This window comes from Falsihalocynthiibacter arcticus (genome assembly GCF_000812665.2).
GTDB lineage: Bacteria > Pseudomonadota > Alphaproteobacteria > Rhodobacterales > Rhodobacteraceae > Falsihalocynthiibacter > Falsihalocynthiibacter arcticus.
On sequence record NZ_CP014327.1, the window covers coordinates 3458262 to 3482125 of the forward strand.

The window sequence follows — 23864 nt, forward strand, 5'->3', positions numbered from 1 at the left end:
AAAGGCCCGCATCACATCGATTGCGGGCCTTTTTCATGAAATAATAAGATGTTATATACGTTTAAGCGCCAAAACCGCGTTCAAACCGCCAAAAGCGAAGGCGTTTGAGAGGACATGATTCACGTCCGCCTCGCGCGCCACATTCGGCACCACATCCAACGCGCATTCTGGATCTTCCTGCTCATAGCCGATGGTGGGCGCAATTATGCCGTCCCGCAGTGCCATAATACAGGCCAAAAGTTCCACTGCCCCCGTTCCGCCAATCAAATGCCCATGCATCGATTTAGTAGAACTGATCATCAAATCATCCGCCGCAGTGCCAAAGACAGCGGAAACCGCGGCGCATTCGGTTTTGTCATTCGCCGCGGTGCCCGTGCCGTGAGCGTTGATATATCCCACTTGCGACGGGGCGAGCTTGGCATCCTTCAACGCGCCCGAAATTGCCCGTGCCGCGCCATGTTTGGAGGGCATAACAATGTCGGAGGCATCCGATGTCATTGCAAAACCAACAACTTCCGCCAAAATTTCGGCCCCACGTGCGCGGGCGTGCTCATATTCCTCAAACACGAAAACAGCGGCGCCTTCGCCCTGAACCATGCCATTTCGGTTCGCCGAAAATGGGCGGCAAGCATCGCGAGACATAACTCTAAGGCCTTCCCAAGCCTTGACGCCGCCAAAACACAGCATGCTTTCGGACCCCCCCGTCAGCATCGCATCCGCCATACCACAGCGGATCATGTTAAACGCCTGTCCCATCGCGTGATTGGAACTGGCGCAGGCGGTGGCGACGGTAAAGCTTGGTCCCATGATGTTATATTCAATTGAGACATGTGAGGTGGCCGCATTGTTCATCAGCTTTGGCACCACAAAGGGGTGAACGCGGTTTTTACCTTCTTCGTAGACGGAACGGTAATTCTCGTCTTGCGTGTTCATGCCGCCGCCAGCGGTGCCCAAAATCACGCCAGAACGATGTGCCAATTCGCCATCGAAAACGATGCCAGATTGCTCCATCGCTTCCTTGGTCGCGATCAACGTAAACTGTGTGTAGCGATCATAAAGGGCAATCTGCTGGCGGTTAAAAAGGCTTTCCGGATCAAAATTTGTGACTTGCCCGCCAATCTTGATCGACAAGCGCTCAACGTCGCGAAAATGCAATGCGCCAATGCCGCAACGCCCTTCGCGCATGGCTTCCATGGTGGCAACAGCAGTGTGGCCAAGGGAGTTAATCGCACCTTGACCCGTGATAACGACTCGTTTCACGCAGCAGGCTCATTGACCAGTCCGCGGACCGCTTTCACGATTGACGCCACAGTAGAGATATCAAAGTCACTTTCGCTTGGATCGTTGGCATTAAAAGGCACTTGGATATCAAAGGCTTCTTCAATCGCAAAGATCGACTCGACCAGTCCAAGACTGTCGATGCCTAGGTCCTCCAATGTACTTTCAAGCGTCACATCAGAGACATCGAGGACGGCTTGCTCCGCGACGATTTCGAATATTTTTTCTTGTACGTTTGGCATTGATTGCCCTTTCCGTTATGGGCTGATCTAGTCTTTTTGCACGATGTTTGAAACAGTTTTTTGAAGCTCCCGAAATTGCTGCATCATTCGAGGCAGACGGCGGAGCGCTTTTTGCATATCCATTTGGATTTCCATCTTAACGGCAGGGCTGCCTAATACGACCCGACCCGCAGGCACATTCGTAAATAATTTGGATGACCCGCCCGCAACCACGTCATCGCCGATAAAAATGTTATCGCTCGCGCCACATTGGCCCCCCATAACCACTCGGTTGCCGATCACGGTTGATCCGGCGATGCCAACCTGTCCACACAATAGGCAATCATCGCCAACCTGAACGTTATGGCCAAGATGAACTTGGTTGTCCAACTTCGTGCCGTTGCCGATGCGTGTGTCGCGGATGGTGCCGCGATCAATCGTGACATTCGCGCCAAGCTCCACGTTGTCGCCGATGGTCACGCCCCCAAGGCTGTGAATACGGGTCCAACTCTGCGCCTGCGCGTCGCCCTGATTGCCAAGACTTTCGCGCGCATTCTCAACGCCGGATTTTTCGGGGGTCACAAAGGAAAACCCGTCCGCGCCAACAATGGCTCCGTGATTAGCAATAAAATTATGCCCAATCGAGACGCGCGCCGCAATTCGCACACCTGCCCGCAACAGCGCATGATCGCCAATGGTGCTGCCTTCTTCAATGCTGCAATGGCTGGCAATCCGCGCGTTCACACCGATTTCGACGTTATCCCCAATCACTACAAAGGGGCCAATCGCTGCCCCCGCGCCGATTTTTGCGCTCGGGGCAATCACGGCCGTCGGATGGATTCCGACGATCTGCGGACCGGGATCAAGGAGACGTGTGACGCCTGACATGGCATAGCGGGGACGCGGCACAAACAGCGCCGCCTTCAATCCAAGTGCCTGCCAATCGGCGCCTTGCCAAAGGATCGCGGCCTGTGCTTTCCCTTGCGAGAGGCCGTCGGCGTATTTGGGATCCATCGCCAACGCGAGATCCCGTGGGCCCGCAGTAGCAGGTTCAGAAACGCCGGAAATCTCAAGATCGACAGCGCCAAAAGCTTCCGCTCCAAGCGCTGCTGCAATCTCTGAAATACGATGTGTCATTCAGTCCCCCAAAAGCTACTGGGAGATTTAGCCTTGAACGGCTTGCAATGTAACCCCAGCCTTTTGCATTGCATCAAATATTTTGGCATCGCGTCCGTAAACATCCCGACGATAGTTGGTCCGGCCTTTGGGATCCGTGATGGCGGTGCGGTACACAATATGAACGGGAACCGGTTGATCTAGTGGCACCGTCGTTTCGCGCCCCGTGGCCAAAATCTTTTTGAAATAAGGTTCCGGATCAGATTGCTGCCTGGCCAAAAGAGCAAACGCGAAATCCTGCGGATCACGCAACCGAACGCATCCATGGCTAAAGGCGCGCGATTCACGGCCGAACAAATCCTTGGCCGGTGTGTCGTGCAAGTAGATATTATAGCGATTTGGGAACATAAACTTCACCAAACCCAAAGCATTGCCGCGACTTGGGGGCTGCTTAATATCAAAGGGGAAATTACGGGCGGAATATTGTGTAAAATCCTGACCCTCGCGGCTTACAATCTGGCCGGAACCGTTGATCAACCGTAAATGCGAAACCGCATTTGGGTTCTTCTTCAACATTGGTAGGTATTCTTTCACCGCAATCGAGCGGGGAACATTCCATGTTGGGTTGATAACCATATGGGTCATCACGTCGGAAAATTCGGGCGTTTGACGATCGGACGTGTTTTTGCCGACGACCGACCGTGTTTCGAAGGTGGTTTTACCGTCATCTATAATGCGGACGTGGAAATCGGTGATATTCACCCAAACGTGGCGTTCACCACGCTCAAGGCCATTGAGCCAACGTTCACGCTCCATGGCGACCATAACAGACTTCAAACGTCCCTCGACGGGAACGTTAATTTCCGAAATTGTCGCGCCCCCTGCGACGCCATCCGGGCTTAAACCGTGGGTAAGCTGAAACAGTTGCACCGCCTTTTGCATCGCAACATCGTAGGTTTGGCTGGCGGAACGCCCCATATATCCCATGGCAATCAGGCGGTTACGAAGCGTCACCACTTCATTCCCACTCGCGCCAGGTTCAAGCTTCTTGGCGTTAACCGTTGGGCCCCATCCGCCGCGCTCAAGTTGCTTCTCAAGCGTCAGCTTCTCTTTGGTCAGAGCCAAATATTCGGGAGCCTTTGGGGCAAGATTTTTCAAAAAACCAGCAGGGGACGATTTGGCGAAGGCCTCCAACAGATCCTCCGATTTAAAGCGCGAAACTTTGCGAACCATACCCGGATCAACTTTTGACGGGGTCACAATTCCGCGGGAAATATCTTGGGCATATTGGACAAACAGGCGACTCATCTGGACTTCCATGCGCCCCAAGTCCCGTTGATTTTGAACGCGGCCTAGGTCGGCCATAAAGACATTGGGGTCATATTTGCCCGCCGGAAGCCCATGCACTCTTGCCATCGAAAGTGCTTGCAAAAACGCATTGCGGCGCGTTGCATCTTTTCCATTGTTCTGGGTCCAAATGGGCTCAAAATTCCGTCCACGATAGAACGCGGCGATTCCTGCGTCTTTTGCAGATTCTTCGGCGACAGCCTGTTTAAAAGCTGTAATTTCGGCCTGTGCTGAACTTGAGGCTGAAAGCGTCACCACCACAGACATCAAAACCAACAAAAAAGAAGCAAAGCCTGCGCGCAAAAATACCATTTTATCCTCGTTCCGTTCGCGTTTTAGTGTAGCGAAATACGTAAATCTTTCTTGAAAAGCAAGTGCATGCACGATCACGTTCTCGCGGGGTCCCGCTTTCCAACGTCAGTTTACCCGAATTTCTCCTTACTTTAAATATCCGGTGACAATTAAGCTTGGACTAAGGCCAATGCGCAACATTTCGCCCAAAACAGGCGGAATTCCCACCTTGTTTGAATCAAGCCTTGGCGGTTTTTTTCGATTATGTCATAAGAAAGGTGCATCTGGGGAATAATGCAGCCGCAAGTGAATGTGGCCAAAAAACGAGAACGGGCAGTACCAATGACACTAGCGACACCAGCGGGCTTATCCCGCCGAGGCCTTTTAGCGGCTTTTGCGGCAACCGCGATCACAGCAGCGCCCACATATTCAAGTGCTGCGGGTTTTTTGCGCGGAAGTGGCGACATACGCCGTATCAACATGTTCAACCAACGTACGGGTGAAAATATCGACATGATCTATTGGATCGATGGCGAATATATCAAACCTGCCCTCACTCAGATTAATTACTTTATGCGAGACTGGCGTCAGGACGAAGCCAAAAATATCGATACACGCACAATTGATATCATCACGGCGTCCCACAGCCTTTTGGATGTCACAGAGCCCTACATGCTCTTGTCCGGATATCGCAGTCCCAAAACCAACCAACTTTTACGCTCACGGTCACGCGGCGTTGCCAAAAATTCGCTGCACATGGTCGGCCAAGCTGCCGATTTGCGCCTCAAATCGCGTACTGTTTCGCAAATGGCTAAGGCTGCGGCTTCTTGCAGTGCCGGTGGCGTTGGCAAATATAGCCGATCCAATTTTGTCCATATGGATTGCGGCCCTGTACGTTCTTGGGGCGGCTAAAAGCGACTTCACTCACAACATTCCTGCCCTACATTCAAGCCGCTCTCTTAATTGAGGCGGCTTATTTGCTTGAATGGGCTGGAACGATCTGAAGATAGGCCGCAATGGCTTCGCGGTCGGCGCTAGGAAGTTTAGCTATGTTTTCAACAACATCGGCCATTTCCCCTCCTGCGGAATCATATTCTGGTGTAAAGCCCGACGTTAAATATTCGACCACATCAGCCTCTGACCAGTTAAATTCCCCCGGCGTAATATTTGGAATGCGTCCTTTGCCCACCGGATTTGGGGCGCCCGCAAGCCACAACGTCTTCTCGCTGCCTCCAAGCACATTCCGTGGTGTATGACATTCGCCGCAATGCCCCATGGCTTCGACCAAATAGCGGCCGTGTTCCTGCTGCGGGGTCAAATCGCCGGTCACGACCCAGTCGGTATTGACGAACAGCAGCTTCCAGCCGCCAAGGGACACCCGCATGTTGAACGGAAACCCAAGATCATGTGCTTCTCGCGGCGTATCAATTGCGGGAAGGCTGCGCAAATGTGCGATGAGGTCTACAATGTCTTGCAACTTCGCTTTGTTGAAGGTCGCATAGGGAAACGCCGGATAGTAATGTTCCCCCGTTGGCGATGTCCCTTTCAGAACCGCGTCGGCGATTTCTAGGTCGGTCCATGTGCCAATACCTGCTGTGGGATGCGATGAAATATTGGGCGCGACAAAGGTTCCAAAGGGGCTAGGAAAGCGCTTTCCGCCTCCGAGTGCGTCGTTTTCATATTCTACTCCCAAGGGCGCTGAGTGGCAGGAGGCACAGCCCATCGCAGAAAAGACTCGCGCGCCATTTTCTGTGCTGGGGATCATTCCCTCCAACGCATCAGGCGCGAGCCTTTCCGGCTTAGTGATATAGAGGCCAGCAACGACACAAACGGCGAGGATTCCCCCACTGCTCGCAATTTTCCTTCCCCAGGATGCCATAGGTTCCCCTTTAGAAACAGTGCCTAAAATAAGCTATTTCTTTGGAGCGCGGTAGGCTTTGTGGCAAGAACTACAGGCGGCACCGACGCCCCCCATGCTGGCCTTGATGCCATCAACACCCTGCCCTGCGGTTGCGACCATCGCCTCGGCCGCGACAACAAGGGCAGCACCTTCTTCGCCAGCTTTTGACCCTTCAGCCCAAATTGCTGGCATTGCGCGTGACCCGGGAAATGTGTCGCTGTCGGTTCCGGGCAACCAAAAACCGGATTGATCGACTGTAACCGAAGCAAGCAAAGCATCTGCGGCGGCCTGTGCTGCGGCCGCATCATAGGCCACTTCGCCTTTGAGCATCGCGCCAAGAGCGCCGAGCTCTTTGCCGCGTTGCTTCATATTCTCTTGGCGCGCTTCAACCGCGGCCTTGAGTTCAGCATCGGTGCTGGCGAATGAAATAGTTGCGCCAGAAATAGCAACGGCAGCACCAACGAGAAGAATTGAAAGACGTTTCATATGAATTTTCCTTGCAAAGAGTCGTTTATCTAAGGTTAGCTGTTAGAAAATACATAGACAGTCCCCAATTTTGCAGAAGGTCCTCTTTATTTATGCACAAGGAAAACTGGGATGACCTGCGATTTGTTTTGGCTGTCGCAGATTTAGGGTCAGTTTCAAAGGCGGCCAAGCATTTGGGTGTAAATCACGCGACCGTTTTGCGACGGGTCGCAAGCTACGAGGAACAACTCGGTACCGTATTGTTTGAGCGGACAGCTCATGGCTATCAAGTTTTGACCGATAAACGCGACGTGTTTGCCGCCGCGCGTGAGGCAGAGGATGCGCTTCGAGCAGTGCAAAACCTCGGCGGGCACGCGCGCCCCCTTTTGAGCGGAACGGTCCGTGTAACGTCAACAGATACGTTCTGCCATTCGATATTGCCCGAAATTGCGGCCCAATTGCAGTCCCAAACCAACCAGTTATTCATTGAGCTTCTGTCCACAAATGCCCATGTCGATTTGGGCCGCTTGCAGGCCGATATCACAGTGCGTCCTGCGCAAAAGCTTGAGGACGATTTGATCGGGGAACAAGCGGCCATCATGGGATTTTCCGCCTATATGTCCCGCACACTCTCGCCCGAAAAATCGAACGATTGGATCACCTTAGTTGGTCCGCTGTCTCGCTCCCAGCCTGCCAATTGGATGTCCAAGTCCATTCCGCAATCCGCATGTGTTGCGGCCGCAGACAGCTTTCAAACGCTGTGCCGTCTCGCCGTTGCAGGGCTTGGATGTACGTTTTTACCGAGTTTTATCGGCGACGCAGCGCCCGAACTGAAACGCCTCGAAACACAAGCGCCCGAGATGACAGTGCCGATTTGGGTTGCGAGCCATTCGGACCTCGCGCAAACCCCTAGGATTCGTGCGCTTCGGGCTCAGCTTTCGGCCTGCCTCACCGACCGCGCCGATATTTTGCGCGGCAAACCTTAATCGAGGACCGCGCAAAAGCCGTTTATCAGATGTTGGATTTATCCGCAGCCGTGCCACCGCGAAACCCTGTGGCGACAATGAATTTTTCCGAGCTGTCCGCACGACTGGCTGGTGGCTTAACGTAGGTCACCTTCTTGAATTTCATCCGCAAAATCTTCTGCAAAAAATCCTCGGCTCCGCCCGCCAAAACCTTGGCAACAAACGTTCCCTCAGGCTCAAGTACATCAAAAGCGAAATAAGCAGCTGCTTCACATAGCGCCATAATCCGGTTGTGGTCGGTCTGTTTATGCCCTGATGCCGAGGCGGCCATATCGCTCAGTACAACGTTGGCACGACCATTAAGCCAAGTTTTCACCTGCTCGTCGGCATCGTTTTCCAGAAAATCGAGAACATGGATGTCGGCCCCGGGAATGGGTTCAACCTCTTGAAGATCAACTCCCAAAACGGTGCCAATGGCCTTGCCCTTTTTCTCGCCAAGCGCATTCACACGCCGCACAGCAACTTGGCACCAGCCCCCCGGTGCACAGCCCAAATCGACAACGCGCGCTCCGGGCGTGAAGAAATTAAACTTATCGTCCAATTCCAAAATCTTATAGGCCGCACGACCGCGATATCCATCGGAGCCCGCCCGTTTGACATAGGGGTCGTTGAGTTGGCGTTCGAGCCAAAGTGTCGAGGAAAGCTTGCGTCCGCGCGCGGTTTTCACCGTGACCCGAAGGTCGCGCAATCCACGTCCAGAGCCGCCCCGCGATCCCGGGCCGCCAGCCCCTTTGCCGCCAACCCGACGCCCTGCGCCGCCTTTTTCAGAACCGTCTGCCATTTTAATCGGCCTCATCTATTAACACGCCATCGGCGCTCATTAGGGCGTATAGCAGCCCTTCGCGCAAACCGCGATCCGCAACTGAAAGTTTATCTGTTGGCCAGATCCGCAGCAAGGCCTGAAGAATCGCGGCCCCAGACATGATCAATGCCTGTCGATCTTTGCCAATCCGTGGATCGTTGCGCCGCCCGTCTGGACCAAGCGACAAGTATTCCTGAATGACCGCATCGATTTGGTCGCTGGTCATTTGCAAGCCGTCGACCTTGTTGCGATCATAGCGACGCAAATTCAAATGGCTCGCGGCGACGGTCGTAACGGTTCCCGAGGTGCCAATGATCTGAAATCCAGCCCGAATGTGGTCGCCGATATAGGGGGTGAAATTCGCCAATTTCTCCTCAAAAAACCAACTCATCAAGGCAAAACGCGCCGCGTCATTATCCACATCCATGAACTGGTCGCGCAGCGTCGCCACCCCAAGGGGCACCGAAATCCAGTCCACAACCCGCGCCATTGTATCGGGCAGATTCTTGCCGTCAAATCCATGTTTTACCTGCATAATCGCGGCTTTTCGGTCGCGTTTGGGAAGGTGGGAAACATCGAGCCAGACAAGCTCCGTGCTACCGCCGCCAATATCCACAACCAGCAATTGTTCGGTTTTACGGCTCATTAAAGGCGCGCAACTAATCACCGCAAGGCGCGCCTCTTCTTGGGCGGGGATGATCTCAAGCTTAAGGCCGGTTTCGCGCTTCACCCGCGAAATCAACTCATGTGCATTGGTGGCCCGCCGACAGGCCTCGGTCGCAATCAGGCGCATCCGAGTCACTTTATGGCGGCGCAATTTCTTTTGGCAAATTCGCATCGCTTGAACCGTGCGTGCGATCGATCCGCGCGACAAACGGCCAGAAGCCTCAAGCCCTGATCCAAGCTGAACCGACTTGGAAAAACTGTCGACAACTTCAAATTGCGCACCTTTGGGACGCGCAATTAGCATGCGGCAACTATTTGTTCCCAAATCCAATGCCGCATACAGCGGCACGGAATCGGTGTGTATTGGCGCGGGGGTATCAACCGCAACTGGGATCGCGCCCGCACCATCGGGACGCTTGGGCGTCATTTTTACGCCCTTTCATTTTCGAGTTATCCCCAAGCTATGTCCTTCTGTGCACAGGTGCAAGGTCACTCGTCGGGGAAACGTAGTTTGCCCCCCCTCATAATGAACATGAAGATTTTTCCAATGTTGCCCCGTAGCACAGCCGCGCGCAAACCTTTAGAGCTACGTCCGAGCACGCCTTTTGGGCTATGGGTCGCGAAAACGAGATGTCAGGTCGAAATTCGACCTTATTTGCGCGCGGGCCACCCTAAAACTAAAGAGAGAAGGGAATCAGCAGTGGCACAAGTTACCATCGTATATTGGCGAGATATGCCAGCACAGGTCATCGTTGGACGGGGTCGTCGCAGTGTGAAAATTCAGCTCTCTGAGCGGTTTGAACAAGCGATTGATCGTGCAGCAATGGCTTCGGGGGCCGCAGGCACCGACGCGTATCTCGCGGAGTGGCGCAAAGCCCCTTCGGTTGAAGTTGAAGGCAGTGACGAGGAGGCCGCACAGGCCAAAGCTGCCGAGATTGAAGCTGAATATGATCGTGACCGCCTCAAAGCGCTGATTTCCAATAACGGATGGGCTTAGCCCCATCCTCCTTTTGGAGGGCATGTATGTCACTGTTATCATTCAAACGCCGCGAGTCTGGCACCCAGAATATCGTGCCACGCAATGTGACCGCAATGATGGAAGACTATTCCATTGAGGTCATGCCGCGCACGGCCGAAAAGGTTGACGATTTCCGCGCCCTCCTGCCCCAAAATACCCGCGTATACGTTGCGCATATCGAAGGCACACCGATTGAAGAGATGGTCGCCACCGCTGCGCGATTGAGCCGTGACGGTATGCAAGTCATGCCGCATTTTCCCGCGCGCATTATTCAAGATCGCGCCACATTGGCCGATTGGACTGCGCGTTACCAAGGCGAAGCGGGCGTTGAGCAAGGACTGATCCTCGCCGGTGGTGTCGCGAAACCCCACGGTGACTTCCACAGTTCAATGCAGCTGTTAGAAACCGGTCTTTTTGACGGTTTCAAACGTCTGCACATTGCGGGCCACCCCGAAGGCAACCGCGACATTGATACCGACGGCACTGACCGCCTCGTGATGGACGCCCTGCGTTGGAAGCAAGATTTCAACGAACGCTCTGATGCGCAAATGGCCATCGTGACGCAATTCGCCTTTGAGGCCGCCCCCGTGATCAAATGGATCGAAGCCCTTGAGGCCGCGGGCATTACGATCCCTGTGCATTTGGGCGTCGCTGGTCCGGCCAAGTTGCAAACCCTCATCCGTTTTGCCATTGCCTGTGGCGTTGGCCCCTCGCTCCGCGTTTTGCAAAAACGCGCCCGCGACGTCACGAAACTGGTTGTGCCTTATGAGCCAACAGACCTTGTAAAAAGCCTCGCCGATTATAAAGCTGCCAATCCAAAAAGCTTGTTGAAATCGTTGCACTTCTTCCCATTGGGTGGCATTACAACGAACGCAAACTGGGCTCTTTCACACTCTAATGCCACGCCCGCTCATTCCGATACCGCCGCTTTGGCGCCACAAGACCCTTAAAGGATAGCCCATGACCCGTACCGTCGTTGAAAGTAAGACCAAAACCTCCATTATAGGCTTCGACGAACCGTTTTGCGTCATCGGCGAAAGGATCAACCCAACAGGGCGCAAAAAACTCGCTGCCGAATTGGAGCTTGATGATTTCTCGACCGTTGAACGTGACGCCATTGAGCAGATGCTGTGTGGGGCCAATATTCTGGACATCAACTCGGGTGCGGTATTTTCCAACAAAATGGCCGAAGACCCCCGCTATGCCGATAACAACTTCGTAGAGCCACCTTTGATGCGCGAACTTATCCTTCGTATTCAAAAGGTTGTGGACACGCCTTTATGTATCGACAGCTCGGTTCCCGCAGCCCTTCTCGCGGGGCTTGAAGCCGCCGAGGGCCGACCCTTGCTCAATTCCGTGACAGGCGAAGAAGAGCGTCTTGAGTTGGTTTTACCGCTGGTTAAGAAATTCAACGTGCCTGTTGTGGCGATTTCTAACGACGATACCGGCATTTCTGAAGACCCCGATGTGCGCTTTGCCGTCGCCAAAAAGATCGTGGAACGGGCCGCAGATTTCGGCATTCCCGCCCATGATATCGTGGTTGATCCGCTGGTAATGCCGATTGGCGCGATGGCGACCGCGGGGCAACAGGTCTTTACCCTTGTGCGGCGTTTGCGCGATGAATTGGGTGTGAACACCACCTGTGGCGCATCAAACATGTCCTTTGGTCTGCCGCGCCGTCACGGCATCAACGCTGCCTTCCTCCCGATGGCCATCGGGGCTGGCATGACCAGCGCGATCATGAACCCTGTGCGCCCTGTTGAAATGGAAGCCATTCGCGCCGCGAATTTCCTCAACAACAACGACCCGCACGGCACAGAATGGATTAAATTCAGCCGAGTTCTTGAGGCCGTCGCCGCTGGAATGTCGTTTGCGGACGCCTCAAAAGAATCCGCTGAAGCCAGTTCGGGCCGCGGTGGACGCCGCCGTCGCCGTTAACTAAAAGAAACACCAAAAAGGGGGTGAAATTTGCCCCCTTTGCTTCCTAAAAAATGAGTTTCCCCGTGAGTGACATCAAAATCGACCCCCTCGTGATTTTTACACCCTCCGGAAAACGGGGGCATTTTCCTGTGGGCACCCCTGTGCTCACGGCGGCGCGTCAATTGGGCGTTGATCTAGATTCCGTCTGTGGCGGGCGCGGGATTTGTAGCAAATGTCAGGTCGAACCCTCCTTTGGCGAGTTCCCGAAACACGGGCTCACCGTGGCAAAAACCGCGCTGTCGCCGATCAACGAAGTTGAAGAGCGCTATGATCGCATTCGCGGCCTAAAAGCGGGGCGGCGACTGGGTTGTCAGGCGGTGATTTCGTCGGATATCGTGATCGACGTGCCCCCGAAAGCCAAGTGCACAAGCAGGTCGTGCGCAAGCGAGCCGAGGCCCGTGACATTACCCTCGCGCCCTCCATTCGCCGTGTATTGGTCAGTGTAGAGCAACCAGATATGCATGAACCCACGGGGGATTTTGAACGCCTTTCCAAAGGCTTGTCTGATCAATGGGACATTGTGGGCATCACGGCCTCCCTGCCCGTTTTAACCCGTCTGCAAAAGGTTTTGCGCAAAGGCGACTGGTCAGTCACTTGTATCATCCACGACGCGGGCACGGGTACCGCACCCGTCCTTCTCGACATTTTCCAAGGCTTTGACGAACGCGCGCTCTTTGGCCTTGCCGTTGACCTCGGATCGACAACAATTGCGGGACATTTGTGTAACTTGGAAACGGGAGAAGTCGTCGCAAGTGCTGGGCTGATGAACCCCCAAATTCGCTATGGCGAAGACCTGATGAGCCGCGTGAGTTACGGCATGATGAACGAAGGCGGATCAGTTGAAATGACCGCCGCCGTGCGCGAAGGCATGGCGCAATTGTGTCGTGACGTCGCCAAAGAGGCCGACATCGAGTTGTCGCAAATTGTCGACTCGACCATCGTGTGCAACCCGGTCATGCACCACCTGTTTTTGGGAATTGATGCCTATGAATTGGGTCAAGCGCCCTTCGCATTAGCAACCTCAAACGCCCTCAATTTGGCCGCACGCGATGTTGGTTTGCCCTTGCATGAAAACGCCGCGCTTTATATTTTGCCGTGCATCGCGGGTCACGTTGGCGCGGATGCCGCGGCAGTTGCCTTGTCGGAAGCGCCCGAAAAATCCGAAGACCTTGTGCTTGTTGTCGACGTCGGCACCAACGCGGAAATCCTTTTAGGCAATACAACCCGTGTGTTAGCTTGCTCTTCTCCCACGGGCCCCGCCTTTGAAGGCGCACAAATCTCTGCAGGTCAACGCGCCGCACCAGGTGCCATTGAACGTGTCGAAATCGACCCCGAGACCAAGGAACCACGCTTTAAAATCATCGGCAGCGACCTTTGGTCGACCGAAGAAGGGTTTCACGAGGTCGCCTTGGCAACGGGCGTCACGGGCATTTGCGGCTCTGGAATTATCGAATTGGTCGCAGAAATGCGCGTTGCAGGGATCGTCGACGGGCCGGGCCTCATCGGATCAGCCGAGCAAGTCGGCACGCCGCGTTGTTTCCCCGATGGACGGACTAATTCCTACCTCGTTTATGACGCGACACCGCTTGGGGGCACAAAAATCACCGTGACCAATCGCGACATCCGCGAAATCCAAATGGCCAAGGCCGCGCTCTATTCTGGCGCGCGCTTGTTGATGGACAAATTCGATGTCGACACTGTGGATCGCATCGTGCTTTGCGGCGCTTTTGGCGCACACATCAGTCCAAAACACGCCATGATTTTGGGTATGATCCCCGATTGCGCGCTCGACAAGGTGACCTCCGCAGGCAATGCCGCAGGCACAGGCGCACGGATCGCACTGTTGAACACTGACGCACGGCGCGAGATCGAAGCCACGGTGCGTGCCATCCACAAAATCGAAACCGCGATTGAACCCCGCTTTCAGGAGCATTTCGTCAACGCGTCAAACATTCCCAATGCCGTGGATGGCTTCCCACATCTCGACGCGATTCTGACCTTGCCGTCGTTGAATTTCAACACGTCTGGTGATGGAACAGAGGGCGGACGGCGGCGCAGACGTCGTAGCTAACGCCATAATTTTAAAGGGAATATTTTGGAGCGGGTGAAGGGAATCGAACCCTCGTATTCAGCTTGGGAAGCTGCTGCTCTACCATTGAGCTACACCCGCATGCCGACATTTTATCTCGCGATTTTGAGCGGTTCAAGAGGGGAAATCCCATTCTCCGATTTCCGTTTCAACACGACGCCGCAACCGTTCTGGTGGTGGAGAAACTTCTTGGCGGTCTTCAGGCGCGAGAGCCTGCCACCCGTCCAAAATCTGGGCCCCAAACAACGCGATATGGCGGCGCATCGCTTCGCGCGCTTTGGGACCATTTCCTAGCTCCAGAGCGGCAACGATCTCCACATGCTCTTGAATTAATTGAGGTTTCATTGCATCGACGTTCACTCGACTGTGGATTTTAACCCACATTGGCATCTGCAATCGTTGACGCCAAAATTCGGCAACAGCATTCACTAACGCCAGATTTCCCGTCGCCCGCGCAATCGTTAGATGGAACTCTTCGTCCGCATTTTCGCCCCAAAACGCGCTGCCGCTTTCGTTTTGCATGGCATCAATCAACATTTTCAGACGCGCAATTTCTTCAGAGCCAATGTTTTCTGCCGCGAGGGCTGCGACTTCGCCCTCAATCATAATTCGCGCTTCCAAAAGCTCAAATGGTCCCGGCCCAGCAAGTTCTAATAACTGATTGTCCCGCGGCGGACGGGCCGCAACTTGTACCCCTGCCCCGAACCTATTTTCGACGTAGCCCGTTATTTCTAAGGCAATAAGTGCTTCTCGGATCGTGGCGCGAGAAACGCCTAAACTCTCCACCAACACCCGCTCCGCAGGCATTTTCTGCCCCGCTTTAAGCGCACCTTCTAGGATACGATCAGCGATTTGCTGAGCCACAAGGCGGTATCTGGGAACCTGTGCAACGGGCTTGAACATGTGGCTACTCCTTGATTGATTGACAGATTGCCTGACAATCGGGCATAAAGCAAGCACACCCATTCACGCCAACGTCTGCCGAGGCCGAAATGATACCTAGTGACTTCCTAAAATCCCTTTTTGACGCGGCTCTTGAGGCAGCTGACCCCTTCAAAGCGGTTCCCCCCTATTTGCCAGAAAAGCCCAAGGGGCGCGCGGTTGTCGTCGGCGCTGGAAAGGCCTCCGCGCGCATGGCACAGGCAGTCGAAGCGCAATGGGGGCCGTGCGAAGGCCTCGTCATCGTTCCACACGGTGCGTCATTACCTTGTGAGGGCATCGAAATTGTGGAAGCGCGGCATCCCGTTCCCGACGAGGCGGGTGTTAATGCAGCCCGCAAAATTCTTGCGCTCCTAGAGGAGTTGGGGCCAGAGGATCTTGCGCTTTGCCTGATTTCTGGCGGCGGTTCCTCCCTGATGTCTGCTCCCGCGAACGGTTTAACATTGCAAGACAAGCAATTGTTAAATAAACTTCTTTTGGAAAGTGGTGCGGCAATAGACGAAATGAATGTGCTGCGCAAACACCTCTCGGCCATCAAAGGAGGTCGCCTCGCCGTAGCAGCCGCTCCTGCGCAGATTCTAACCTTGGCCATAAGCGACGTTCCCGGCGACTCGCCATCGATTATTGCCTCTGGACCAACTGTACCCGACTCCTCCACCGTCGCGGACGCGCTTTCGATCATCGAGCGGTTCTCCATCGACCTTCCCGACCACATCCTTGACGTTTTAAAAGGCCCCGATGGCGAAACCCCAAACGCCGACCATCCTGCCTTTACCAAAGCCCAAACCCACATCATCGCCGCCCCCCAAGCAAGCCTTGAGGCCGCCGCCGCTGTCGCGAAACGCGCTGGAGTGACCCCGATAATTTTGGGCGACGCAATTGAAGGTGAGGCCCGCGAGGCCGGAAAAGTTATGGCGGGAATCGCGACACAAATTAACCGCCACGGCCAACCCGCACGTGGACCAGCCGTCTTGATTTCCGGCGGAGAAACAACCGTGACCGTGCGCGCAAAACCGGGTAAAGGCGGACGCTGTAGCGAGTTTTTGTTGGGCTTTGCCCTTGCCGCTTGGGACAATCGGGCGATCTCGGCACTGGCCTGCGACACAGATGGGCGCGACGGATCAGAACATAACGCGGGGGCGATTTGGACGACCCAGACCCACGCAAAAGCCACCCGCGATGCGGCCTATACCGCACTGGCAAACCACGACGCCTATAGTTTTTTCGAAGGGATCGACGGTCTCGTTCAAACCGGACCGACCCATACCAACGTGAACGATTTCAGAGCGATTTTTGTGGAGACAACAGATGAAAATTGACCTTCTATATGGGCGCGAGGGCCTAGAACTAACCTTGCCCGAAGGCGCAAAGGCGACCGTCATTACAAAACCCGCGTTTCCCACGCCGGACTCGCCAGAAAATCTCATCGCCAATGCCCTAAGCAATCCCGTTGGCAGCGCGAATTTCGAGGCTCTGTGTAAGGGTCGAAAATCCGCATGTATCCTAATTTGCGACATCACCCGCCCCGTTCCAAACCATCTCTTCCTGCGTCCAATGATCGAGGGATGATTGCCGGCGGCATTCCCAAAAATAAGATCACCGTCCTCATTGCGACGGGGCTTCATCGACCCAATTTGGGTGAAGAACTCGAAGAATTAGTCAATGATCCTTGGGTATTAGAGAACGTTCGGGTTGAAAACCACTATGCGCTCAACGATGAGGATCACGTTGATTTAGGCGTCACCAAAGGGCGCGGCGTTCCGGTCAAACTTGATAAACGGCTTGTCGACGCTGATCTGCGGATTGCTACGGGCCTCGTGGAACCTCACTTTATGGCGGGCTATTCTGGAGGGCGCAAAGTTGTCGCCCCCGGTGTCGCGCATCACGAAACCATACGCACGTTTCACTCGGCGCGGTTCATGGAAGACCCCGCTGCCAAGGAATGCAATCTGGTGGCAAATCCATTGCATGAAGAACAGCTCGAAATCGTGCAAATGCTGGGGGAAACCTACGCCCTGAACACCGTTATTGACGAAAAACGCAGGCTGGTTTTTGCAAGCTTCGGCGAGATCATCCAAAGCCACCTTTCCGCCGTTGAATTTGTGCGAGAGTTCACCGAAATCCCCGTGGGCCGGACGTTCAAAACGGTCGTGACCTCCGCTGCGGGTTATCCGTTGGACCAAACCTATTACCAAACGGTGAAAGGCATGGTCACTCCCCTCGATATCCTTGCGCCCGGAGGCACGTTGATCATCGCATCCCATTGCGGCGAAGGGCTTGGCTCGCCACATTTTCGGGCCGCGCAAGAAAAATTGGTTGCAATGGGCCCGACGGCATTTCTGGACTCCCTACTGGCTAAATCTTTTGCTGATGTTGACGAATGGCAGACCGAAATGCAGCTCAAACCCATGCGCGCGGGGCATGTGCATCTCTATTCATCGCACTTACCCGAAGCGGATTTTGCAGTCACGGGTATTTCCCGCGTCACAGACCTCACCGCAGCCATCGCCGCGAGTATCAAAACGCATGGCGACGCCGATATCGCTGTGATCCCAGAGGGGCCCTATGTGGTTCCACAGGCACGGAAAAAGGCATGAGCCGCCACCTTCACCTAGATGTTTTGGGCGGTATCTCGGGCGATATGTTCCTTGCGGCCATGTTGGATACTTTTCCGAATTTTGAGCCGATTTTGCGCCAAGATATTTCCGATGCGGGGCTAGATTTCGCGGTTGGATTAACTGTTGCTACGGTCAAGAAAGCTGGGTTTAGAGCGTCACAGGTTACCTTCAAAATTGAAACAGATGCACCTCCCACTCATCATTGGTCTAATATTAAAAAATTTATTAATGGCAGCAACTTACGGGATGAAGTAAAGGTAATTACCCTCGACATTTTTACCCACTTAGCTTCAGCCGAAGCGCAATGTCATGGCGTTGAAATTGACGCTGTCCATTTTCATGAGGTCGCCGATTGGGACTCCCTCGCCGATATTGTTGGCGCTGCAAGCATCATTGAACAAGCTGCCGCAACTTGGTCGGTGAGTGCACTGCCTCTTGGCTCCGGTCGCGTAAAAACACAGCATGGCTGGATTCCCGTTCCTGCCCCTGCGACGACTCTCCTGTTGCGGGGCTTTGAGGGTTATGATGATGGTGTTAGCGGCGAAAGAATTACTCCGACTGGGGCCGCGATTCTTAAGTATTTGGAACCTGCAAAAGAGGCTCCTCCGGGGTCCGTCGGCAAGACAGGCATAGGGGCAGGACAGAAGGACTTCCCCAATGTTGCCAATATCTTGAGGGTCTTAGAAACACAGACTACCGGCGACGATGTACAACAGGATATGGTCTGTGAAATCGCGTTTGAAATCGACGACATGACAGGCGAAGAACTGGCTATCTCAGTCGAATACCTATGCGAGACTGAAGGGGTAATTGACGTCGGATGCCGGCAAGAACTGGGAAAAAAGGGACGCAATCGCACTTCACTACGCATTTTGGCGCTTCCCGCACAGCAAGACTCCGTCATACGCGCCTGTTTTATCCAAACATCAACGCTTGGAGTTCGGTTTTCGATGGTTCGCCGAAAAATCCTGCGACGCACATCCGAAACGCATGCAGGCTGGCCAATTAAAACGGCCATCAGGCCCACTGGAAACACAATTAAGGTCGAGAGCGACGCTTTGGCCCCCCTTTTGAGCCTTGCTGAGCGGCGCAAGCAAGCGCGTGAATCTGAAGGACTACGTGATGCATGATATTCCGAAAGCCCTTGAGAAACTCGCCACATTTCAGCGTTTGCGCAGGGTTGTTATGCAATCCCCAGACTTGACAGTAGCCGTGAGTGGTGGCGTTGACAGCCTAACGCTCGCCACGATTGCGGGACGCCTCAATGGGCAGGTCACTGTGGCCCACGCGCTGTCACCTGCCGTTCCGAGCGAAGCCACGCAGCGCGTGAGGGATATGGCGCGAACTGAAAACTGGAAACTTAAAACACTCAACGCCCGAGAGTTTGACGACCCAAATTACATTAAAAACCCCCATAATCGCTGCTATTTCTGCAAGAGTAATCTCTATGTTCGCATCCGTCTGGAATGCCACGGAGACCTAGCTGCTGGCACAAATTTGGACGACCTTGGCGAATACAGACCCGGTTTGATTGCCGCGAAAGAGAATAACGTTTTACACCCTTTTGTAGAGGCCAAAATCGACAAATCGGAGTTGCGCAACTTCGCGCAGTTGCTGGGATTGTCGGATATCGCCACATTGCCCGCACAACCCTGTTTGGCCAGTCGCGTTGAGACGGGCATTGCCATTTCCGCCGACGACTTGGCGCTCATCCATAAAATCGAGATTGCCGCGGCCACGATGATGGATGCGGACGACATTCGGTGTCGCCTCACGCCAAACGGGTTGCGATTGGATACAAGTTCCAAGCCGAGCGAAGCGGCCCTTCAAGCAGTCAAAACGCTTTGCGAAATGGCTGGAAAACCTTTCATAGGTCATGCAGCCTATAGTCGAGGGAGCGCGTTTATCATGCCCATATCATCATGAAATCACACACAAATATTGATTGGGATCGTAAAGCGAGAACGTCCCTCCCCGAAGTAATTTATGCCGAAAATAAGTCTGTGGAACATCTATTGGACATTTTTGACGCACATGTACAATCCCAGACGCCACTATTGATGACCCGCCTGACGGACGCACAATTGCACGCGTTGGCTCCTCACAATGTGTTTTGCGATTTAGTTGCACGGACGGCAGTCTTTCGGGCGCCAAAAATCGCGCCGAATGCTCCAAAACTGGCCGTAGTGACGGGTGGAACGTCCGACCATAAGGTTGCGAAGGAAGTTATTTCAACAGCGCAGTTTTTTGGTTTAAACGCAGTGCTCTTCGCCGATCTAGGCGTCGCTGGATTGTGGCGATTGCAAGAACGTCTACCGGAATTACGCGAATTTCCATTGATAGTTGCAATTGCAGGTATGGAAGGTGCGCTTTTTTCGGTCCTTGCCGGATTAGTCTGTGCTCCGGTAATCGCGGTGCCAACGTCCGTCGGCTATGGCGTTTCCCAAGGCGGACAGGCGGCCCTCACCTCAGCTTTGGCAAGTTGCGCACCTGGTGTCTTGACCGTAAATATCGACAACGGCTTTGGAGCTGCCGCAGCAGCAGCCAAAATATTGCGCCCTACTGCGGTTTCCGAAAAAGACACTGGTGCTATCGTTTTCTAACGAAATGTGACAACCCCTTGTGATGTTGGGTCGTCGTTTTCAGCGGCCATTGGTTTGACTTCGGGCAATGGCCCCGTCCCATAAAGCCGGAAAACGCAGGCACTGGGCGTATCTTTGGAAACGTTTTCTTCCTGCGCCGCAAGCCGTTCTTTTAAATGCTCCTCTTGAAGCAGGTTAAAAAGCCGTTCCCGCTTAACAACAACATTTCGAAAACGTTTTTGCACTTTATTTTTTGCGTCTGCTGTCCCATTTGACACATCTGTGCCACCTTGAGAAATATCTTGGTGTATGCTCATAAACCCATCCTAAAAACCCAAATCACCCGCTTTGGATCATGCAGACTGAATCTTAATAATCCGCGAAACTTTTCGGTTTGCCTTGAATTTTATACATTTATCGTGCGTTTTGGAGGTCAGGGCGCTTCTGATGCGATTGCCGTCAAAGTCATTAAATTACCGAAAAATACATGAACTCATGGGCACAAGGTATTGATATGGAAATACTTTATGCCACTTACTTCTGGAGACGTTTTCCCCAAACCTTGCGACACGGGATATTATCCCCCTGAAGCCCATTTTTCAAGTCATTGAGCATAGGGGATTTGAACTATCTGATACAATTACTAGTTTAAGAATAGTGTCTACCTAAACAATTCCTGCTAGAACTGTCCATGTTAGAAAATATTAACGTTTCTCCCAAAATAAAGAAATTGCAAGTTCCGTAGCCAAGAAACAAGTGGGGGGCACAAGAAGACCCCTGCCCCGACGGGGTAATAAAAAAAGGGAAAACTTGTAAGCTGTGGTGCCCAAGGGGGGAGCAACCACATTTGCTTACCTATTGTTTTATAACAATTTAATTTCTAATAGATTATCTTGTGTGTGTAAATGTGTATGTTGATTAGTTCACGCTTTTAATGAAATTGATACAGCAGAAGACCAAACTCCTTCATAAATCGAAAGCTTTTGAGGGGAAATTTGAGGTGCAAGTGGAATTAGGTAAGTTGGTTTTTTCCCAGCATCTTTGATTGATGCTCCGACAAGCCAACAATCCGAACCGTCCAAAAAGACAACCCGATCATGTACTAACTTTGTCTTTCGGATTTCAATTTTTGCTCCAGTTTGCAAGCTGAATTTATCAATATAGGCTGCAATGTCCCTCGCATAACTTCCGCAAAGTATTCTGATCGAGAGATCTCTACTAACAGCACTAAAGTAGGCTTCAAACGAAGCGCCGTCAAAGTATGCATCAACTAAAAAGAGCTCATTTTCCGCGCTCGCAAAAATGCCTCTCAAGTCGGTAAAAAAGTCATATTCTTTTCCCGCAGCGTAGACCTGCCCAATATCGTCGCGGCCATCTAATTCTAATTCCAATTTAATTTCTTCAATGGCAGCAGAAAGCGCTCTGCGCAAACCATCCATCGAGATAACCCAAAATTGCACACTTGTACCCACTTGGGTTCTAAATTGAATTTTGTGCTCTAAGCTCACGCGGGATAGTAAGGCTCCTATCCTAGCTATCCATAGTTGAGCTGGCGACGAGGCGTCACCAACGTATCTATTCCCAAAATTTGGGGAATTCTCGAATTCATATTGGAGTTTTAGGAGGAGGATTTGCCGTTCAGCAGGGCCATCACCCGCAAGTTTCTTCATTTGCCGTTCAAACTCAGCGCTCATAATATACGACCTTCAATTTGTTCCGAGTCGGCGGGGGTTTTGCTTCGATTAAAAATCGGTTCCAAGCCTGTTATAATCAAATGCAAAAATCTAAATAGTATTTACTCAATCCTTTTCACTTGCTCGCCGCTCAGAGACGCCAAGCGCGAAGCTCAGCATGGGGTGAATTCGGACTTTGGTATCCATACCGATCTGATGATTAGAGACGGGTTTGCCCGTTTCATGGAACCATTGCCAAGATGCAGATGACGAAAGTTTTAGACCGACCGCTCCTATCAAATGCAACCGAGAGAACATACCTTGGCAACAGCTTAGTGGCTCAATTGTTGCGCTATCCTCAACGGATTTATTGATTGAAAGCCAAATATCGTCTTTCTGACCGTCGAGATCCTTCCCGATTTCGACCCAAAGGTGATCAACAAACCGAGATGTAGCAAATTCAGACACGCCAAAATAGGAAGGCTTGTTACGAAGTGAGTCTAGCATAACGCCTATTCCTGTATAGGTTCCGTGCCATTCATACCGCAGGCTTTCAAGACGTAGATCTGAATAAGTGTGTTCACCATTGAGAAAGTCTTTTTTGCTTACCGACGATTTCCCCTCCGACTTTTGCAAAGTCTCATTCACAAAATTTATGACATCCCTTGGCCGCAGAAGTGTACGTTCTAGCAAGTAATTCCATACTGTTAGTCGTGTGTCGATTTTTTGTTTAAAAATATCAACGAAGTGAACGTTCTCAGATGAGTACTTCCATTTGAACAAATGGTTTACTCGCCTCTCAGCCAACTGCCAAAGCTGTTCCTTGGTCCAACGTAGCCGAACAATGTAGTCGTTATATTTTTCTAGCTGTGCTCGTGACGGTGGTGCCTCCCTAATCATTCGTTCGTATACGTCATTTCGAAGAGCGACGATTACTTTTAGATTACGAAGCTTTTGAAGCCCTTTTAGCGCCTCGAAAAGTGACTGAATAAGTTGGTATTTAATAGACTCGTCAACCCATGCTTCATCCAACCTGTCAATTAGAATGAAATATTCGTCTGCGCGTCCCTTAGTGTATTCGGCTAGCGCCCCAATCACGTGTCCAAGCTCCGCGATGGTATTGCCATCAACAAACTTTTTGGCTCGCTGCTGTAATTGTACCTTCTTCTCACCGCTTAACCCGCGAGCATAACCAGCGCGTAGTGTAAATTTTTCGACCTCGCCTCCCATTGTGGCGGTAAGGTTCTTTTCCAAAGCTTCCGTGATTTCAATTATGTTCTCATCTACGGTATTCCAGAACCTATTTTCATTGTCCTCAATGAATTTAATCATTTTGTCCCGTACGCTTTCACGCTTAATGAAGTCCACAATTTTCGTTTTGATGTATCGGAATTTGTCCTTCGTATCGGCTTGAGTGACTTGTTTAATGTACTCAATGCAAATGACGTGTCGCCACAGAGCTTGAAAAAAAATGCTTAGATCAACATCAATACTTTGGAGAAACTGAATGACATCACTATTGGCAATGTGATTCATCGCCATTTCATGAACTTCGAAGGATTCGCAGTTTTCTTTGTTTTTCTCAATCATTCTAAGCAAAGCAGTTTTGCCGCTGCCCGTACTCCCCAAGACGAAGTTCGAGGGGTTGTTCATGTCAGTGAGCTCACTCAACGCGTGATGGTCAATAAAACACTTGAAAAGAAACTCGTCGTCATTCTCCGCACCGTTTTGACCAATATTAATGTTTGAAGCAAAAGTAATTTTATTAGCCAATTGAAGTTCTCCATAGAGCGGACCTGATCTGGTATCATCCTGAGACAATCAATTATGACCGTCAACCTAGCTTGGCTAGTT

At 52.5% G+C, this 23864-nt stretch carries 23 protein-coding genes, 1 tRNA gene and 1 pseudogene; 12 read left to right on the forward strand and 13 right to left on the reverse strand.

The annotated features are described in order from the left end of the window. Window positions 1–51: 51 nt before the first annotated feature. Genes RC74_RS16990 through RC74_RS17005 form a run of 4 tightly spaced genes read right to left on the reverse strand, consistent with a single transcriptional unit; the run spans window position 52 to window position 4274 of the window. Complete coding sequence (locus RC74_RS16990) at window positions 52–1260, reverse strand: beta-ketoacyl-[acyl-carrier-protein] synthase family protein (protein WP_039003525.1); 1209 nt, start codon at window positions 1258–1260, stop codon at window positions 52–54. After that, the gene (locus tag RC74_RS16995) at window positions 1257–1520 is read right to left on the reverse strand and encodes an acyl carrier protein (protein WP_039003524.1); all 264 of its coding nucleotides are present in this window, start codon (window positions 1518–1520) and stop codon (window positions 1257–1259) included. Before RC74_RS16995 ends, RC74_RS16990 begins: the two co-directional genes overlap by 4 nt. A 27-nt stretch (window positions 1521–1547) precedes the next feature. Continuing rightward, window positions 1548–2636, reverse strand: coding sequence for a UDP-3-O-(3-hydroxymyristoyl)glucosamine N-acyltransferase (gene lpxD / locus RC74_RS17000; RefSeq protein WP_039003523.1), 1089 nt, complete (start codon window positions 2634–2636; stop codon window positions 1548–1550). A gap of 27 nt (window positions 2637–2663) precedes the next feature. Continuing rightward, window positions 2664–4274, reverse strand: a complete 1611-nt coding sequence (locus RC74_RS17005; protein WP_179946741.1) for a L,D-transpeptidase family protein — start codon at window positions 4272–4274, stop codon at window positions 2664–2666. Window positions 4275–4595: 321 nt separating this feature from the next. Here RC74_RS17005 and RC74_RS17010 point away from each other — a divergent pair, with 321 nt between their 5' ends. After that, window positions 4596–5165 (forward strand): peptidoglycan L,D-endopeptidase MepK, encoded by a 570-nt coding sequence (locus RC74_RS17010; protein WP_039003576.1) that lies wholly within the window; start codon window positions 4596–4598, stop codon window positions 5163–5165. A gap of 61 nt (window positions 5166–5226) precedes the next feature. Here RC74_RS17010 and RC74_RS17015 read toward each other — a convergent pair whose 3' ends face one another. Both RC74_RS17015 and RC74_RS17020 read right to left on the reverse strand, forming a co-directional pair. Further along, window positions 5227–6132 carry a c-type cytochrome gene (locus RC74_RS17015; protein WP_052274986.1) on the reverse strand — a complete coding sequence of 302 codons (906 nt, stop codon included), beginning with the start codon at window positions 6130–6132 and terminating at the stop codon, window positions 5227–5229. Between the two features lie 33 nt (window positions 6133–6165). Continuing rightward, window positions 6166–6639: a c-type cytochrome gene (locus tag RC74_RS17020; protein WP_039003522.1), complete on the reverse strand. Its 474-nt coding sequence runs from the start codon at window positions 6637–6639 to the stop codon at window positions 6166–6168. A 92-nt stretch (window positions 6640–6731) separates the two neighbouring features. Between RC74_RS17020 and RC74_RS17025 the strand changes: the two genes are divergently transcribed. Beyond that, window positions 6732–7604, forward strand: coding sequence for a LysR family transcriptional regulator (locus tag RC74_RS17025; protein WP_039003521.1), 873 nt, complete (start codon window positions 6732–6734; stop codon window positions 7602–7604). A gap of 25 nt (window positions 7605–7629) precedes the next feature. On the opposite strand, the gene RC74_RS17030 is transcribed toward RC74_RS17025, so the two are convergent. Together RC74_RS17030 and RC74_RS17035 are read right to left on the reverse strand one after the other, a co-directional pair. Beyond that, window positions 7630–8424, reverse strand: coding sequence for an RlmE family RNA methyltransferase (locus RC74_RS17030; RefSeq protein ID WP_039003520.1), 795 nt, complete (start codon window positions 8422–8424; stop codon window positions 7630–7632). Between the two features lies 1 nt (window position 8425). Then, window positions 8426–9538 (reverse strand): Ppx/GppA phosphatase family protein, encoded by a 1113-nt coding sequence (locus RC74_RS17035; RefSeq protein WP_039003519.1) that lies wholly within the window; start codon window positions 9536–9538, stop codon window positions 8426–8428. 273 nt (window positions 9539–9811) lie between these two features. Between RC74_RS17035 and RC74_RS17040 the strand changes: the two genes are divergently transcribed. The 4 genes and pseudogenes from RC74_RS17040 to RC74_RS17055 all read left to right on the forward strand — a co-directional run bounded on the left by RC74_RS17040 (window position 9812) and on the right by RC74_RS17055 (window position 14180). Continuing rightward, complete coding sequence (locus RC74_RS17040) at window positions 9812–10108, forward strand: virulence factor (protein ID WP_156477505.1); 297 nt, start codon at window positions 9812–9814, stop codon at window positions 10106–10108. Window positions 10109–10134: 26 nt separating this feature from the next. Then, window positions 10135–11079: a methylenetetrahydrofolate reductase gene (locus RC74_RS17045; protein ID WP_039003518.1), complete on the forward strand. Its 945-nt coding sequence runs from the start codon at window positions 10135–10137 to the stop codon at window positions 11077–11079. 10 nt (window positions 11080–11089) lie between these two features. Beyond that, entirely contained in the window at window positions 11090–12067 is a 978-nt protein-coding gene (locus RC74_RS17050; protein ID WP_039003517.1) for a methyltetrahydrofolate cobalamin methyltransferase, read from the forward strand. A gap of 53 nt (window positions 12068–12120) precedes the next feature. Beyond that, window positions 12121–14180 (forward strand): annotated as a pseudogene (locus tag RC74_RS17055) (ASKHA domain-containing protein). A gap of 25 nt (window positions 14181–14205) precedes the next feature. Here the strand turns inward: RC74_RS17055 and RC74_RS17060 are convergent. Both RC74_RS17060 and RC74_RS17065 read right to left on the reverse strand, forming a co-directional pair. After that, a tRNA-Gly gene (locus RC74_RS17060) sits at window positions 14206–14279 on the reverse strand. A gap of 33 nt (window positions 14280–14312) precedes the next feature. Further along, complete coding sequence (locus RC74_RS17065) at window positions 14313–15101, reverse strand: FadR/GntR family transcriptional regulator (RefSeq protein ID WP_039003515.1); 789 nt, start codon at window positions 15099–15101, stop codon at window positions 14313–14315. Between the two features lie 89 nt (window positions 15102–15190). Here RC74_RS17065 and RC74_RS17070 point away from each other — a divergent pair, with 89 nt between their 5' ends. The 6 genes from RC74_RS17070 to larB are packed head-to-tail and all read left to right on the forward strand — an operon-like array spanning window position 15191 to window position 20358. Continuing rightward, on the forward strand, window positions 15191–16456 hold the full coding sequence (locus RC74_RS17070) for a glycerate kinase type-2 family protein (protein ID WP_039003514.1): 1266 nt from the start codon (window positions 15191–15193) through the stop codon (window positions 16454–16456). After that, window positions 16446–16706 (forward strand): lactate racemase domain-containing protein, encoded by a 261-nt coding sequence (locus RC74_RS23355; RefSeq protein ID WP_218918089.1) that lies wholly within the window; start codon window positions 16446–16448, stop codon window positions 16704–16706. The genes RC74_RS17070 and RC74_RS23355 overlap by 11 nt, the downstream gene beginning before the upstream one ends. Beyond that, entirely contained in the window at window positions 16703–17734 is a 1032-nt protein-coding gene (locus tag RC74_RS17075) for a nickel-dependent lactate racemase family protein (protein WP_218918090.1), read from the forward strand. The genes RC74_RS23355 and RC74_RS17075 overlap by 4 nt, the downstream gene beginning before the upstream one ends. Then, complete coding sequence (gene larC / locus RC74_RS17080; RefSeq protein ID WP_039003512.1) at window positions 17731–18885, forward strand: nickel pincer cofactor biosynthesis protein LarC; 1155 nt, start codon at window positions 17731–17733, stop codon at window positions 18883–18885. Before RC74_RS17075 ends, larC begins: the two co-directional genes overlap by 4 nt. Then, complete coding sequence (gene larE / locus RC74_RS17085; protein ID WP_052274985.1) at window positions 18878–19681, forward strand: ATP-dependent sacrificial sulfur transferase LarE; 804 nt, start codon at window positions 18878–18880, stop codon at window positions 19679–19681. The genes larC and larE overlap by 8 nt, the downstream gene beginning before the upstream one ends. Further along, window positions 19678–20358, forward strand: coding sequence for a nickel pincer cofactor biosynthesis protein LarB (larB, locus tag RC74_RS17090; RefSeq protein ID WP_039003511.1), 681 nt, complete (start codon window positions 19678–19680; stop codon window positions 20356–20358). The genes larE and larB overlap by 4 nt, the downstream gene beginning before the upstream one ends. On the opposite strand, the gene RC74_RS17095 is transcribed toward larB, so the two are convergent. From RC74_RS17095 to RC74_RS17105, 3 genes are all read right to left on the reverse strand, one after another. After that, window positions 20355–20654 (reverse strand): hypothetical protein, encoded by a 300-nt coding sequence (locus RC74_RS17095; protein WP_039003510.1) that lies wholly within the window; start codon window positions 20652–20654, stop codon window positions 20355–20357. The two genes, larB and RC74_RS17095, sit on opposite strands and share 4 nt — an antisense overlap. Before the next feature lie 606 nt (window positions 20655–21260). After that, entirely contained in the window at window positions 21261–22031 is a 771-nt protein-coding gene (locus tag RC74_RS17100; protein WP_052274984.1) for a hypothetical protein, read from the reverse strand. A 105-nt stretch (window positions 22032–22136) separates the two neighbouring features. Next, the gene (locus tag RC74_RS17105; RefSeq protein ID WP_039003509.1) at window positions 22137–23783 is read right to left on the reverse strand and encodes a P-loop ATPase, Sll1717 family; all 1647 of its coding nucleotides are present in this window, start codon (window positions 23781–23783) and stop codon (window positions 22137–22139) included. Window positions 23784–23864 lie beyond the last annotated feature (81 nt).